Raw genomic sequence first — 14,587 nt, 5'->3', positions numbered from 1 at the left:
GCGCGTCCCCTCGCTGCCTGGCCTGTCCCGATGTGGATTGCCGCTACCGTCGCCGGCCTCTTCGCGGGCGCCGGCCTGATCATCGCCATCGGCGCACAGAATGCCTTCGTGCTGCGCCAGGGCCTGCAACAACGTCATGTGGGCAGGGTGGTGCTGGCCTGCGCCGGCGCGGATATCGCGTTGATCCTGGCCGGCGTGGGCGGCATGGGCGCGCTGGTGCTGCAGTGGCCGTTGCTGCTGCAGGTGCTGCGCTTCGGTGGTGCGGCCTTCCTGCTCTGGTATGGCCTGCAGGCGGGCCTGCGCGCGTGGCGAGGTGGCAGCGCGCTGGCCGCCGCCGAGGCGCAGGGCGGCAGTGGGCGCCAGGTACTGCTGACCTGCCTGGCCTTCACCTTGCTCAACCCGCATGTCTACCTGGACACGGTGGTGTTGCTCGGCAGCCTGTCGACGCGCTATCCGGGCGATCTGCGCTGGGCCTTTGCCGCCGGTGCGTGCGTGGCCAGTGTGGCCTGGTTCTGCACGTTGGGTTACGGCGCGCGCCTGTTGCAGCCGGTGTTCCGCAGGCCGTCTGCGTGGCGGGTGCTGGATGCAGGCGTGGCGATGTTCATGCTCTGCCTTGCCATGCTGTTGCTGTTGCGCCCGCTCTAGGCGGCATCCACCGCGCACAACGGTGTTTCGCCCGGGCGCAGGGTCAGCACGCGCACGCCGCTGCCGGTGACCGCGACGGTATGCTCGAACTGCGCCGACAGCTTGCCGTCGCGGGTGTAGACCGGCCATTCGTCCGGCTGCTGGCGGATGGCCGGCTTGCCCTGGTTGAGCATCGGCTCGATGGTGAACACCATCCCTTCTTCCAGCACCATGCCGGTGTTGGGATGCCCGTAGTGCAGGATCTGCGGTTCCTCATGCATCTCCTGGCCGATGCCGTGGCCGCAGTACTCCTTCACCACGCTGTAGCCGTGGCTGCGTGCGTGGCGGGCGATGGCGTGGCCGATATCGCCCAGGCGTGCGCCGGGGCGCACCGCGGCGATGCCTTTCCACATCGCCTGGTAGGCGGTCTGCACCAGCCGGCGCGCGGCGTAGTCGACCTCACCGACCAGGTAGGTGGTGCTGGAGTCGGCGATGTAGCCGTTCTTTTCCAAGGTGATGTCGAGGTTGACGATCTGGCCGTTGCGCAGCACGTCGGTGGTGCTGGGCACGCCGTGGCAGATGACGTTGTCGATCGAGGTATTGAGCACATACGGGAAGCCGTACTGGCCCTTGCTGGCCGGCCGTGCCTGCAGCTCATCGACGATCATGCGCTCGACGAATTCGTTGATCTCCATCGTGCTGCGGCCCTGCAGCGGCAGCTGGTCGAGCGCGGCGAACACCTGCGCCAGCAGGCGCCCGGATTCGGCCATCAACGCGATCTCGTCGGGGCGCTTGATGATGCCCATCGGCTCAGACCTGGCCCGGAGGCAACAGCGGCGGCTGCACGCCGGCCGCGCGCAGCTCGCTGGCGACGATGTCCTGGAAGCTCAGCGTCGGGTTCAGCTCGCAGAGCATGCCGACCCGGATCCAGAAGTTGGCCTGGGCGTTGATCGAGCGGCTGGAGACGGTACAGGCACGGCGCAGCTGGTCGTGCAGGGTGTCATCGATGTTGACGATGCCCATGGGTGGCCCTCGAAGTGTGAATATACGAATCGTATATGTTTCGTATATTCATCTCAAGCCGACGTCATTCAGTCCGTGTGGGTGGCGAAGCGCAGCCGGTTGCCGTCCGGGTCGCGCAGCAGCATTTCCCGGCTGCCCCATTCGGTGTCATGCGGGGGCTGCTCGATCGGCACGTTGGCGGCACTGAAGGCGCGGTGCAGGCTGTCGACGTCGTCAACGATGAAGTACACCGCGCCGCCGACCTCGCAGTCGCCGCTGTGTTCGGTGAGGAAGATCGTCTGGCCGTCGCGGGTGAGCTGGGCGAACAGCGGGAAGCCCGGTTCGAAGCGATGTTCCCAGTCGACCACGAAGCCCAGCCCCTGCACGTAGAACGGCAGCGTGGTGTCGGCGTGGCGCATGCGCAGCTGCGGAATGACGGTCTGGGGCATGGCGAGGGCTCCTGGGGTAGGTGCCCAGTGTAGTGCCGGCCGCTGGCCGGCATTGGTCTGGTAGATGCCAACCTTGGTTGGCATTGCCGGCCAGCGGCCGGCACTACCGAAGCCACGCCGGCCCGCGGCCGGCATTACCGACGCGGTCAGCAGGCCGTCGGTACGGCGGCCATCGCCGCCAGCAGTTCGCGATTCACCTGCTGGTGACGCGCCTGCCAGGCAGGAAGATCTTCGGGGCTGATGTCCGGTTGGCCATCCAGCGACGACAACCAGCGCTTGAAGCGGCTCTGGTAGTTGGCCAGCGACACTTCCCCGGTGATGTCACTGCCGACCAGGCCGCCGGCACGCAGCGTCTCGATCACCACCAGTGCGTCTTCCAGCTGGAATCGGCCCTGGTCCCAGTTGCTGCGCGCGACGTCCTCGGCGAACACGTCCTTGTCGATCGACAGGTAGGTCGGCTGCGGCGACTTGGCCTGTTCGGCAGCGAACGCGGCGACCAGTCCCTCCGGATGCTCGAAGCGTCGGAATGCACGGCCCATGCCGAGGCGATGGCCCCAGCTGACATCCACGTCCATGCACCAGTACGTCAAGCGACCGCCCAGCAGCGGGCGCCAGTGGTTCTCCCAGGCATGGCCGAGGCCGATGTCGCTGGAGGTAATGCCGAGCACATGGATGTGCGAGATCTGCGGCAGCTTGCTGGCTGCATTCACCCACGAGCCACAATGCATGCCGAACGGAAAACGCATGTTGTCCGGATGGTTGTCCAGCACTACCAGCTGGAACGGCGCCTGTGTGCGCATGCGGCACAACAGCGGCAGGCTGAGATGATGGAAGTCGCCACTGCCCAGCATCACGGTGCCGAGCTGCGCGGGCAGCGGCGCCAGCACTTCGGCGGCGAAACGGTGCAGGGTGGCAGTGCTGCAGGCGAAGCGCAGCGGGTCGTGCCACTGCGGCAGGGCCAGGGTCTGCGCCTGGGGCAGCGGCAGCACGCCACCGTCCAGGTCGAGGATCAACGGAGAACGCAACGGCATCGTTCAACCGCCTCCATCAGGTTCGCCCTGCAGATGCGGCGCCAGCTTGCGCAGGGCAGTGCGCAGCAGCGGGGAACGGGCGTGGATCGCGTGCCGGGTGGAGGTGAAGCGGGCGCCCAGTTCGGCCTTGATCCGCGAGTCGGTCCAGCCGGCCACGTAGTGGCTCAGGCCATGCAGCAGCGCGTACTCGAGGTTGTGCATCCAGCTCACCGCGTACAGGTTGTGCTCGCGTGACTGCGGGTAGGCCAGACCGATGTACTTGTCCACCAGCTTTCCGGCGTGGATGTAGCACAGGTTCCAGCCGATCAGCTGACCTTGGTGGCGGTACAGGAACATTCGTCCCTGGCCCTGGCTGTCGGCCAGCAGGTACTGGAAATAGGTCAGGTCGAGCTGGTCGAAATGCACCGCGCTCTGCGCATACACGCCCAGGTACAGCGCATACAGCTCGGCCTGCAGCCGTGGGTCGGCGAGGGCCGGATCGCCGGTGGCGATGCAGTCGATCTGCAGGTCATCACGCGAACGGAGCTTGCGCCGGATGTTCTTGCGGCGCGAGGGCGACAGGCGGCCGAGGTAGCCATCGAGCGAATCGAAATCGATCGCCACCCAGGCAAGCGGCATGCCTTCCAGTTCAACGAAGCCGCGCGCCAGCAAGGCCTGCAGGAACGCCGCGCTGTGCGCGTTGGCCGCGTCGTCCAGCAGCGGTGAATCGATGGCCAGGTCCTTGACCACCAGCAGCCGGGTATCGCCGATCGCGTGACGCGTCACGTCCTCGGCCAGCGCCTCCGGCGCCACGTGCGCCGGCAGCGGGGTGTACTCGGTGCTGGTGGCACCGACGAAACGGGTCTTCCAGGTGATCCATGGCCGCCACAGGCGCGACAGCGGCAGACCGAGCAGCTTGCTGCGCAGCGCGTCGTCCATCGTGGTGGTCAGGTCCAGCGGCGCACGGAAGGTCGGCAGGCCACTGGGAAGGCGGCCTGCCTCGAATCCGAGCGGCGGGTGGGCCAGGAAACCCTCCAGCAGCGCGGCCGGTTCCAGCGCGGTGCTGGATGCGCGTGACGTCATCTCCATCGGCACGGGAACCGGCAGCGCATCCAGCCTCAGCCCTTGGCCTTGGTCAGCGCCTGGTCGAGCAGGGTGATCGCCAGGTCGATCTCTTCGTAGCTGATGTCCAGCGACGGCGCGAAGGTGATCACGTTCTTGTACCAGCCACCCACGTCGAGCACGAGGCCCATGCGCTTGCCGTCGTGCAGGAGGTCACCGGCCAGGCCGATGTCGACCATGCGGTCCAGCAGTTCCTTGTTCGGGGTGTAGCCGTCGGCCTGGCAGATTTCGGCGCGCAGGGCCAGGCCCAGGCCGTCGACGTCGCCGATTTCCGGGTGGCGCTTCTGCAGTCCACGCAGGCCGTCGAGGAAGTACGCGCCCTTTTCCGGTACGGTGCGCTCGTAGTCCATTTCCTTGCCCAGCTTCAACACTTCCAGGCCCAGGCGGGTGCCCAGCGGGTTGGAGTTGAAGGTGGAGTGGGTGGAACCCGGCGGGAACACGGTCGGGTTGATCAGCTCTTCGCGTGCCCACAGGCCCGACAGCGGGTTCAGGCCGTTGGTCAGCGCCTTGCCGAACACCAGCACGTCCGGGGTCACGCCGAAATGCTCGATCGACCACAGCTTGCCGGTACGCCAGAAGCCCATCTGGATCTCATCGACCACCATCAGGATGCCGTACTTGTCCAGCACGCGCTTGAGGCCGGTGAAGAAGTTGCGCGGCGGAATGACGTAGCCGCCGGTGCCCTGGATCGGCTCGACGTAGAACGCGGCGTACTCGGCCTGGCCGACCTTGGGGTCCCACACGCCGTTGTACTCGCTTTCGAAAAGGCGCTCGAACTGCCACACGCAGTGGTCGGAATACTCGTCCGGGGTCATGCCCTTCGGGCGACGGAAGGGGTACGGGAACGGGATGAACATCGCGCGCTCGCCGAAGTGGCCGTAGCGGCGGCGGTAGCGGTAGCTGGAGGTGATCGACGAGGCACCCAGGGTGCGGCCGTGGTAGCCGCCTTCGAAGGCGAACATCAGGCTCTTGCCGCCGCGCGCGTTGCGCACGATCTTCAGCGAGTCTTCAATGGCCTGCGCGCCGCCGACATTGAAATGCACGCGACCGTCGAGGCCGAACTTTTCGTGCATGTCCACGGCAATGGTCTTGGCCAGCTGCACGCGGGTCGGATGCAGGTATTGGCTGGCGACCTGCGGCAGGGTGTCGATCTGGTCCTTCAGCGCGTCATTCAGGCGCTTGTTGCTGTAGCCGAAGTTGCAGGCCGAGTACCACATCTGCAGATCGAGGTAGGGCACGCCCGCACCGTCGAACATGTAGCTGCCTTCGCCGCGCTGGAAGATCTTCGGCGGGTCGACGTAGTGGACGGTATCGCCGAAGGAGCTGTAGCGGGCTTCGTCGGCCAGCAGCTGCGCGTCGGAGGCAGCGGCGTCGGCGTTCTTGTCAAAAATGTTCATGCAGTTCGGTTCCGTGAAGGACGTTCGAAAGGGGCGACGGGGGAGCGTGCTTGGAGGGAGTACTCAGGCGGTGGCCAGCAGCGGGGGCAGTGCGGCGGGCTGCGGGCGGGCGTCGATGCGACGTGGCTGCAGCAGGCTGCCATCGAGCAGGCGCGGCAACAGTGCGACTGCATCGTGGAAGGTGTCGATGGCGGCATGCTCGATGCCGGCATTCGTGCAATGGGTAATCAGGCGGCGCTTGGCGAACACGAAGTCGGCGTCTTCGGACACGCAGAAATCCGAGCTGCCGTCACCGATCATCAGCACGCGCGGTGCTTCGTTGGCGCGCGCCTGCGCGGCGCAGGTGCACTTGCAGGTGCCACTGCGGCAGCCTTCGGCCTGGTAGGGCGACTCCAGTTCCCAATGGTCTTCGCACCAGCGCAGGTGGTTGGCCACCACCGGCAGCTGCGATAGGCCGTGGTTGGCCAGGATGCGGTGGATCGCATAGTCCAGGCCGTCACTGACGATGCGCAGCGGCAGGCCCAGCTGTTCGGCACGGCTGACAAAGGCGGCGAAGCCCGGGTCGATCTGTACCTGGTCCAGGTGCGCGTCGAGCGTGGCCGGGTCCAGCTTCAGCAGCCGCACCTGGCCCTGCATGCATTCACGCGAGCCGATCTTTCCCGCTTTCCACTGGTCTTCCAGTTCCTGCCAGCCCGGCTGGCCGTACTTTTCCAGCAGCGAGTCGATGACATCTTCGAGGCTGATGGTGCCGTCGAAGTCACACAGGATGCTCCAGTGCATGGGCAGGTCCGTCGATGAAAGAAACGCCCGGCCCGGTGCCGGGGCAGGCTCAATGTAGGCAGGCCGCCTTTCTCGTTCCTTTCCTGTTGAAAGGCTCTTCTGACAGGCTGGGAAAACGTTCAGGAAGGTGCACGGGTGAATGCGCGGAGGGCAGGCCACGCGTGCACGTTCGGGTCAGGCGCGGGCCAGGACCTGCAGTATTTCGGCAGTCTCTTCGCGGGTCTGCCAGGCGCTGTTGCCAAGGGTCAGCATGCGTGCGGCGAAGTCGCGTGCATTGGGCATGTCGTCCTGCGGCACGATGCCGCGCAGGTACGCGTAGCCGGGCAGGGCATGGATGAACATGCGGCTGGCGCCGAGACCACGTGGCCACAGGTCCTTCAGTACGGCATCGCGGGCGCGCTGGCTGGGCAGCAGCAGCATCAGCAGTGGCCAGGTGCCACCGCTGCCGGCGAGGCCGTCGACCACCTCAACGGCTGGCAGCTGTGCCAGCTGCACGCGCAGCTGCAACGCACGCAGGCGACCGGCCTGCAGGAACGCCGGCAAGCGCCGCGCGGCATGCGCGCCGATGTTCTGCCGCCAGTGGCTGACCCGGTGCTGCGGTATATCAAGCGGGAAAATGTCACCGACCGCTTCTTCCAGATCGTCGCGTTGAAGCGCACTGCGCAATGGATTGCCATACACCAGCGACAGCAGCGAAGGGCGATAGCAGGCAGCAAGGCCGATCAACTGCACGCTGCGCAGCAGCTCCCAGCGCAGGCTGGAGCGAACGTGCTGGACGGCATGTTCGGCCAGCGCGGCACGCAGTTCGTCATCGCGGCTGACCAGCAGGCCGCCTTCGTGCAGGCTCAGGCCCTTGCCGGCGGCCAGGCTGAAGAATCCGATATCGCCGCGCAGGCCGACACTGGTGTTGCCAACGCGTGCGCCGAGCGCCTGCGCGGCATCCTCGATCACCCAGGCGCCGGCGCCGCGCGCAACCTCGCAGGCCAGCTCGACATCGGCGATGCGCCCGCCCAGGTGAGTGGGCAGGATCGCCAGCGTGCGTGCATCGGCCAGGCGCTTGAGCTGGCCAGGGTCGAAATCGAAGTGGCCATGACGGGTGTCGCACAATTGCACGCGCAGGCCCAGGCTGTGCACCGCGATCGGCACCAGCGGGCAGGTATAGGCCGGCATGATCACGGTGTCGCGCCTTGGCGCGCGCTTGCGCAGCGTACGCAGCGCGATCAGCAGTGCGTGCGTGCCGGAACAGGTCAGCTGCAGTGGCGGTGTGCCGAGCTGGCTGGCCAGGACTTCGCGCAGGTCGCCACCACCGGGCAGGAAATCGCTGGCCTGAATCGGCAGGCCAGCGGTAGGTGGCAGTTCGCGCGCGAACAGGCTCATCGCAGCCCACTCACGACGCGCTTTCGGCGGGACTGTGCGGGTCGTCCGCTTCAGCGCGGCCGAGGCAGACGATGCCGGCCACGATCAGTACCGCACCGAGCAGATGGTGCAGGGTCAGTGGCTCGTTCAACAGCCACGCCGACAGCAGCAGCACGCTGATCACTTCCAGGTGCGAGGCCGCGAACGCCGGGCCGATCGGCGCATGGCGCAGCAGGCTCATCCAGGTGAAGAACGCACCCACGTAGCCGAGGATGGCGCCATACACCCACGGCTGCGACAGCACGCGCAGCAGCCAGGCGGTGTTGGCCTCGACCGGCAGCGCGGCGTCACCGGCGTACTTGAAGCACAGCTGGGCCAGCGTGTCGAAGGCCATCAGCAGCGGGAAACCGATCACATACAGGCGCCTCATGAGCCGGCCCCCACCACCGCCACGCCCGCGGTGACCAGCAGCATGCCGGTCACCCGCAGCGGCGTGAGCTTCTCGCGGAACAGGAAACGACCGGCGATCATCAACGCAACGATGTTGATCGAGCCCAGCAGCACGCCCTTGGACAGCGGCACCAGCGACAGGAACGCAATCCAGGCCACGAACTCGAGCACGTAGCAGGCGATGCCGATCCACAGCCAGGGGCGGCTGAGCATGTGTTTCCAGCGTTGCAGTCCTTCGCCTTCCTGCGGATCGCTGGCGGCGGCCTTGAAGGCGAGCTGGCCACCGGTATCGAGTACCACATTGGCCAGCCACAGCAGGGTGGCGAGTGCCCCCATCTCAGGCCACCGCCTTGAGCACGCCCGTGCGTTCACCGATCTCGGTGAAAAAGCGCGCGCTGCGACGGATCACATCGCGGCGTTCGCGATCGATGGTGATCATGTGGTAGCTGTCTTCCAGCACCACCAGTTCCTTCGGGCCGCTGACCCGCGACATCACCAGCTCAGCGTTGCCCATGCTGGCCACATCGTCTTCGCGGGCGTGCATCACCAGGCACGGTGCGGTGACCTGGTGCAGGTGGCGGCGGGTCCAGTTGCTCAGCGCACGCATCTCGGCCAGCGCATGCCAGGGATTGCCCGGCAGGCCGGCGGCGGCGCTGTCGCCGGACAGCATGGCGGCGCTGACCTGCGCGCGCAGGCGCTCGTCGCGCAGGCCGTACGGCGGTTCTTCCATGAACATGCGGTCGCGGCCGATGTTGAAGCGCTTGAACCACGGCAGCAGGAACGAGAAGCGGGCCACGGCGGGAATGTTCCAGCCGTCGTAACGGAAAGTGGCGCCGTACACGCCCACGCCGGACACCCACTCCGGGCGACGTGCCGCCAACGCCAGCGAGAGTACCGCGCCCATCGACAGGCCACCCACGAACAGCTGGTCGACCTTGCCGCGCAGGGCGGCCGCCGCATCTTCCACGCCCTGGTACCACTGTTCCCAGGTGGTCGCCAGCAGGTCATCCACGGTGCCGCAATGGCCGGGCAGCTGCACGCCGTGCACCGTGAAGCCGGCATTGTTCAAGCCCTTGCCCAGCATGCGCATTTCCGCCGGGGTGCCGGTCAGGCCATGGACCAGCAGCACGCCCTGGGGGCCACCGGGGAGGAAGAAGTCGTGCGATTCGGTCACCTGGCGGCTCCGGGACGGCAGTGGGGATGGCAGGATCGCAAGCGCGATTTTCACCAGCCTTTCAGCGCGCCGGGCCGGGTCAGGGGGCCTTCAGCAGCGGCAGCGTGATGGCGACCTTGAGCCCCCCGCCCGGGCGGTTGAGGAAGCTCAGGCGGCCGCCGAAGTGCTCTACCGCCTCGTGCGCGATGGCCAGGCCGAGGCCGGTGCCGCTGGCAGCGGTGCCCGGCGCCCGGAAGAAGCGCTCGCCCAGCCGTGGCATCACGTCGTCGGGCACGCCGGGGCCGTTGTCTTCCACATAGAGTTCGACATCATTGTCGTCCAGCGCGTGCACGCCCACCGTGACGGTCGCATTGCGGCCGGCATAACGCAGGGCGTTGTCGATCAGGTTGTCCAGCGCCTCCTGCAGCATGGCGCCGTTGCCGAGCACACGCAGCGGATGGGGGCTGCCGCGGTAGCCGAGGTCGATGCCATCGCGGATCGCCTCCGGCACGCGCATGCCAACCCACTGCGGCACCAGCTCGCACAGGTCCAGTGCTTCCACGGTATCGGGCACGGTCTGCGCCCGGCTCAGCGCCAGCAGCTGGGTGCTGACCCGGGCAGTGCGCTGGTTGAGCCGGCGGATGTGCTGCAGCGCCTCGCGCACCGTATCGGGGTCACCGTGTGCCAGCGCCTGGTCCACGTGCAGGGCCATGCCCGCCAGCGGCGAACGCAGCTGGTGCGCGGCATCGGCAATGAAGCGGTTCTGCAGGGTGATCATTTCCGCCTGGCGGGCAAACAGATCGTCGATGGTGCTGATCAGTGGCTGGATCTCCTCCGGTACGTCGGCGTCGGAGATCGGTGCCAGTTCGCCACGGCGCTGCGCCAGGCGGGTCCTCAGCGGCGTGAGGATGCGCAGGCCGTAGGTCACGCCGAACCAGACCAGTGCTGCGGTGCCCAGCGCCAGCATGGTCATCAGCGGGATGATGATCATCAGGATCTCGCGCGCCCGCTGTCGGCGGTCGGCCATGCTCTCGGCCACGGTCACCGCCAGCTGGTCCTGCGGATCGTTCATCGCCTGCGTGCAGACCGTGGCCATGCGCACCTGCTGGCCATTGAGGTTGCCGTCGTACAGCGCCGGATGCACGCCGGTGCAGTCCTGAGAAGGGGCATACGGGCTGAAGTCGGCATTGCCGCTGAGCGTACCCATGCGGCTGCTGTCGACGTTGAAGTAGCGATGGCCGTCGGGGTCGTACTCGATCAGGAAGCGCGCCTGCGGCGACAGGTCGCTGGTCACCGGCATGGTGCTCAGCATCTGCGCGAACGAATGCGTGTCGTCGATCAGGTTGCGGTCGTGGATGCGGTTGGAATAGTCCAGCGCAACGTAGTAGGCCAGGATCGTGTTGAAGGTGAGCAGACCCAGCATCGGCAGCGCCAGGAAGGCGAGCAGGCGCCGGCGCAGGCTGGGCGGTCCACTGATCACGGGGTGCTGTCGTCCTGCACGTCTTCCAGCATGTAGCCCAGCCCGCGCACGGTGCGGATGCCCATGCCGCCGGGCTGCAGCTTGCGGCGCAGGCGGTGCAGGGCGATGTCCAGACCGTTGTCGGTCAGGTCCTGGCCCCAGTCGCACAGCGCTTCCACCAACTGCGCGCGTGACACGATGCGCTCGGCGCGCACTGCCAGTGCCGACAGCAGGCCGAACTCGCGTGCGGTCAGTTCCAGCGACTGGTCGTCGATCCACACCCGATGCCCGGCCAGGTCGATGCGAAGGCGGCCGATGCGCAGGTCCGGGTTGCCATTGCTGGTGACCCGGCGCAGCTGGGCGCGCACGCGCGCTTCGAACTCGTCCAGCGCGAACGGCTTGACCAGGTAGTCATCGGCACCCAGGTCGAGCACACGCACGCGCTCGGCCAGGCCGTCACGGGCGGTCACCACCAGCACTGCGAGGCCATCACCGCGCTGGCGCAGGCGCTGCAGCACGTCGCGGCCATCCAGCTGCGGCAGCCCCAGGTCCAGTACCAGCAGCGCGTACTGCGTCGAGCCCAGTGCAGCATCGGCGTGCGCACCGTTGTCGACGTGGTCGACCACGTGCCCCTGCCGGCGCAGCGAGGCGCACAGGCCGGAGGCGATATCCGGGTCGTCTTCAGCAATCAGAACGCGCATGCGCGGGGCTCCTGTAACGGTCAGGCCCACCGGATGGACGGGGTGGGCCTCTCGGCTGCCGAGGGTAGCCGCAAACCGGCTGCAGGTGGAGCGCGCCGGCACCTCCCGGCACCGTCGCGCTGTCCCTCCATTCAGTCCTGCAGGCCCGGCTCACCCAGCGCCAGCGGCACCCGCGAACCATCCAGCAGGCCACGGCTGAGCTTGCCACCCTCGATGAACAGCAGTTCGCCGTTCTCGCCGTTCTTGATGCTGCTGTCGATGGCGATCACGCGGTCGCCGTGGAAGCTGCTGACGTGCGGCATCGAGGTATGGCCAACCACGATGCGCTTGAGCTGCAGGCGGTCGAGCACAGCCTGCACACCCGCGGTGTCGAGGCGGCCATCGAAATAGCCGCGGTACCAGATCGGGCTGGTCTTGCCGTCATACAGCGGTGCGGTGGCCGGGTCGGCCTTCACTTCGGCCTTGGGCAGGCCCAGCGAGGCCTGGTAGGCCGCGTTGGTGCGTGCCGGGTCCAGCGCCAGCTGCACCGCCTCGGGCGAGATGCCGCCGTGCAGGAACAGGGTATCGCCGATCTTCAGCAGCACCGGGCGGGTGCGCAGCCACTGGCCGATCACCGAGTCGGCGCCATACAGTTGCGGGTAGCTGCGGCCGAGCAGCTGGGCGCTGCGCAGGTATTTCGGGTTGACGTAGCGCAGGTCGTCGTACAGCACCATGGTCTCGTGGTTGCCGAGCACGAAGTGCACCGCGCCGCCGGCGGCGGCCGCCTGCTGCTGCAGGCCATACAGCAGCCAGAAGGCTTCGGTTACCTGCGGGCCGCGGTCGAACACATCGCCGGCGATGACCAGGGTGTCCTTGCCCAGCGCCCAGCGGTCCTGTGCGTCGATGACCTTGTGGGCACGCAGCAGGCGCACCAGCAGCCCGTACTGGCCGTGGATGTCGGACAGCGCCACGATGCGCGGCACGGCCGGCAGCACGGAGACCGAAGGTGCATTCGGGGCGGCCACGTGCACGCTGTGTTCGTAGCCGCAACGCGGGGCGATGTCGGCGCCTGCGGCCTGCGTGGCAAGTGTGTGCGACTCGACCTTGTCGTCGCAGATCCAACTGGCCTGCAGCTGGTTGCCCTGGCGGAACACATAGGGGCCATCGGCCTGCACGTGGTCGGCGGGCGCGGCAACCTCACGGGCCTGCGTGGTTGCTGTGGCGCAGGCCAGCAGCGGCAACAGCAGGGCGGTCAGCAGGGAAGGGCGACAGCGCGACATCGGCGGCATCCAGCGGCGGAAACATCCGATGCTAACCGGCGCGGGCGTCCGTCGGTGTGCGCGAATGGGCGGATCAGGTGTCGCGCCCGTCGCCCTTGAGCTTGCGCACGCGGGTGGCAGTGGGCTGAAGCGGCTGGCCATCGCGCCCGCGCGGCTGCATGTAGGGCAGCGGCCGCCGCGTCGCCAATTCGATCAGCTGCGAATGGGCTTCGCCTGCACCGAAGCGATGGCGCTCCCCCCACTGGCGCAGTGCGACCAGCAGCGGGAACAGTTCCAGGCCTGCGGCGGTGAGCACGTACTCCTGGTAGGCCGATCCATCGGAGGCTGGCTGCAGCTGCAGGATGCCGGCCTCGACCAGCCGGCGCAGGCGGTCGCTGAGGATGTTGCGCGCCGCGCCGAGGCTGCGCTGGAAATCACCGAAGCGGGTGATGCCGTCGAAGGCGTCGCGGATCACCAGCAATGCCCAGCGGTCACCGAGCAGGTCGGCACTGCGGGCTACAGGGCAGGGGCTGTCGGCGTGCATGCTGGGTATCTCCGAATGTGGTTGCAGTTTAAAACCAATGGCGATAGCCTGCATCTGGTTTCAAATTGCAACCATATGGTGAGTGCCACATCGCTTCCCCGCCCGCTGCTGGTCCTGCTTGCGGCTGCCGCCGGCGCCAGCGTCGCCAACGTCTACTACGCGCAGCCGCTGCTGGATCAGCTTGCACGCGCCTTTGCGCTGGACCGGGCCGTGGCCGGCGCAGTGCTGGCTGCCACCCAGGCCGGCAGCGTGCTGGCGTTGCTTGGCCTGCTGCCGCTGGCGGACTGCGGCGACCGGCGACGCCTGCTGCGGCTGCAGTTGATCGCGCTGGTGCTGGCCCTGTTGTGGCTGGCGGCGTCACGCACGGCGAGCTGGCTGTTGTCGGGCATGCTGCTGGCAGGCCTGTTGGGCACCGCGCTGACCCAGGGCCTGATTGCCTATACCGCCATGCTGGCACCGCCCGAGCAGCGCGGTCGCGTGGTCGGTGTGGTGCAGGGCGGCGTGTTCATCGGCCTGCTGCTGGCGCGCGTGGTGTCCGGTACGGTGGCGGCGGCCTTTGGCTGGCAGAGGGTCTACCTGCTGTCAGCGGTGGTGATGGCAGCGTTGGCGGCGCTGCTGTGGCGGCGCCTGCCCGCAGTACCGGTGCCGTCGGTCCCTCCACGCTGGCGCGAGCTGCTGGGCTCGATGCAGGGCATGCTGCGCCGCGATCGAACGCTGCGCGAGCGCGGGCCGCTGGCATTGCTGCTGTTTGCCGGCCTCAATGTGTTCTGGGCGGCGGCACCCTTGCCGCTGTCGGCACCGCCGCTGCACTGGTCAACCGCAGCCATCGGCGCGCTCGGCCTGGCCGGCGTGGTCGGTGCGCTGATGGCGGCGCGGGTCGGACACTGGATGGACCGTGGTTTCGCGCATCGGGTCAGCCTCGGCGCGCTGTTGTTGATGCTGGTCGCGTGGTGGCCGCTGCTGGGCCTGCCGCATTCGCTGTCCTTGCTGTTGCTGGGTGTGGTCGTGCTCGACCTGGGCGGCCAGGCACTGCATGTCTCGAACCAGGCATCGTTGCTGCGTGCACCGGCAGAACAGCATGGGCGCCTGGTGGCGTTGTACATGCTGTTCTATGCGGTGGGCAGCGGTGCGGGAGCGGCGGCGGGGCCTTGGATGCAGGTGCGGCATGGCTGGCCCGCTGTGTGCCTGCTGGGGGCAGGCATCGCGTTGCTGGCGCTGCTGTGGTGGGCAGCATGGCGGGTGGGGGCGGTGAAAGCAGCGGCTGGCGCGCGAACCGGTAGAGTCGACTGTTAGTCGACTGCT

17 protein-coding genes are annotated in these 14,587 nt (G+C 67.6%); 2 read left to right on the top strand and 15 right to left on the bottom strand.

Annotated elements, in window-relative coordinates; genetic code table 11:
• The first annotated feature begins 30 nt into the window (after window positions 1–30).
• Window positions 31–645: a LysE/ArgO family amino acid transporter gene (locus tag AC5P9F_RS01570; RefSeq protein ID WP_164225460.1), complete on the top strand. Its 615-nt coding sequence runs from the start codon at window positions 31–33 to the stop codon at window positions 643–645.
• Here AC5P9F_RS01570 and map read toward each other — a convergent pair.
• From map to AC5P9F_RS01495, 15 genes are all read right to left on the bottom strand, one after another.
• Window positions 642–1,424, bottom strand: coding sequence for a type I methionyl aminopeptidase (gene map, locus AC5P9F_RS01565; RefSeq protein WP_196769498.1), 783 nt, complete (start codon window positions 1,422–1,424; stop codon window positions 642–644). The genes AC5P9F_RS01570 and map overlap by 4 nt on opposite strands.
• Window positions 1,425–1,434: 10 nt before the next feature.
• Window positions 1,435–1,647 (bottom strand): ParD-like family protein, encoded by a 213-nt coding sequence (locus tag AC5P9F_RS01560; RefSeq protein ID WP_005412680.1) that lies wholly within the window; start codon window positions 1,645–1,647, stop codon window positions 1,435–1,437.
• Between the two features lie 68 nt (window positions 1,648–1,715).
• Complete coding sequence (locus AC5P9F_RS01555) at window positions 1,716–2,075, bottom strand: bleomycin resistance protein (RefSeq protein ID WP_043035544.1); 360 nt, start codon at window positions 2,073–2,075, stop codon at window positions 1,716–1,718.
• Window positions 2,076–2,221: 146 nt separating this feature from the next.
• Complete coding sequence (locus AC5P9F_RS01550) at window positions 2,222–3,106, bottom strand: hypothetical protein (RefSeq protein ID WP_012479555.1); 885 nt, start codon at window positions 3,104–3,106, stop codon at window positions 2,222–2,224.
• Between the two features lie 3 nt (window positions 3,107–3,109).
• Window positions 3,110–4,174, bottom strand: a complete 1,065-nt coding sequence (locus AC5P9F_RS01545) for a GNAT family N-acetyltransferase (protein WP_062606836.1) — start codon at window positions 4,172–4,174, stop codon at window positions 3,110–3,112.
• Between the two features lie 29 nt (window positions 4,175–4,203).
• Window positions 4,204–5,604, bottom strand: coding sequence for an aspartate aminotransferase family protein (locus AC5P9F_RS01540; protein WP_005408663.1), 1,401 nt, complete (start codon window positions 5,602–5,604; stop codon window positions 4,204–4,206).
• Window positions 5,605–5,667: 63 nt separating this feature from the next.
• A complete protein-coding gene (locus AC5P9F_RS01535; RefSeq protein ID WP_005408664.1) occupies window positions 5,668–6,384 on the bottom strand; it encodes an MtnX-like HAD-IB family phosphatase in 717 nt (238 codons plus the stop codon).
• A 174-nt stretch (window positions 6,385–6,558) separates the two neighbouring features.
• Window positions 6,559–7,761, bottom strand: a complete 1,203-nt coding sequence (locus tag AC5P9F_RS01530) for a DegT/DnrJ/EryC1/StrS family aminotransferase (protein WP_043035540.1) — start codon at window positions 7,759–7,761, stop codon at window positions 6,559–6,561.
• A 10-nt stretch (window positions 7,762–7,771) separates the two neighbouring features.
• On the bottom strand, window positions 7,772–8,170 hold the full coding sequence (locus AC5P9F_RS01525; protein WP_005408666.1) for a DMT family transporter: 399 nt from the start codon (window positions 8,168–8,170) through the stop codon (window positions 7,772–7,774).
• The gene (locus tag AC5P9F_RS01520) at window positions 8,167–8,526 is read right to left on the bottom strand and encodes an EamA family transporter (RefSeq protein ID WP_012479558.1); all 360 of its coding nucleotides are present in this window, start codon (window positions 8,524–8,526) and stop codon (window positions 8,167–8,169) included. The genes AC5P9F_RS01525 and AC5P9F_RS01520 overlap by 4 nt, the downstream gene beginning before the upstream one ends.
• Window position 8,527: 1 nt before the next feature.
• Complete coding sequence (locus AC5P9F_RS01515; protein ID WP_005412675.1) at window positions 8,528–9,364, bottom strand: alpha/beta hydrolase; 837 nt, start codon at window positions 9,362–9,364, stop codon at window positions 8,528–8,530.
• 79 nt (window positions 9,365–9,443) lie between these two features.
• On the bottom strand, window positions 9,444–10,823 hold the full coding sequence (locus AC5P9F_RS01510) for a sensor histidine kinase (protein ID WP_005412674.1): 1,380 nt from the start codon (window positions 10,821–10,823) through the stop codon (window positions 9,444–9,446).
• Window positions 10,820–11,503 (bottom strand): response regulator, encoded by a 684-nt coding sequence (locus AC5P9F_RS01505; protein WP_076739576.1) that lies wholly within the window; start codon window positions 11,501–11,503, stop codon window positions 10,820–10,822. The genes AC5P9F_RS01510 and AC5P9F_RS01505 overlap by 4 nt, the downstream gene beginning before the upstream one ends.
• Window positions 11,504–11,634: 131 nt before the next feature.
• The gene (locus tag AC5P9F_RS01500; protein ID WP_062606839.1) at window positions 11,635–12,762 is read right to left on the bottom strand and encodes a metallophosphoesterase; all 1,128 of its coding nucleotides are present in this window, start codon (window positions 12,760–12,762) and stop codon (window positions 11,635–11,637) included.
• 73 nt (window positions 12,763–12,835) lie between these two features.
• Window positions 12,836–13,285, bottom strand: a complete 450-nt coding sequence (locus AC5P9F_RS01495) for a winged helix-turn-helix transcriptional regulator (RefSeq protein WP_062606841.1) — start codon at window positions 13,283–13,285, stop codon at window positions 12,836–12,838.
• A 75-nt stretch (window positions 13,286–13,360) separates the two neighbouring features.
• Here AC5P9F_RS01495 and AC5P9F_RS01490 point away from each other — a divergent pair, with 75 nt between their 5' ends.
• Window positions 13,361–14,578: an MFS transporter gene (locus AC5P9F_RS01490; protein WP_274850113.1), complete on the top strand. Its 1,218-nt coding sequence runs from the start codon at window positions 13,361–13,363 to the stop codon at window positions 14,576–14,578.
• Window positions 14,579–14,587: the final 9 nt, after the last annotated feature.

The sequence above is a fragment of the Stenotrophomonas sp. YJH_SMC_4 genome (genome assembly GCF_059371575.1).
The sequence above is the reverse complement of the archived record's forward strand: the minus strand, read 5'-3'. Positions and strand labels throughout refer to the sequence as shown.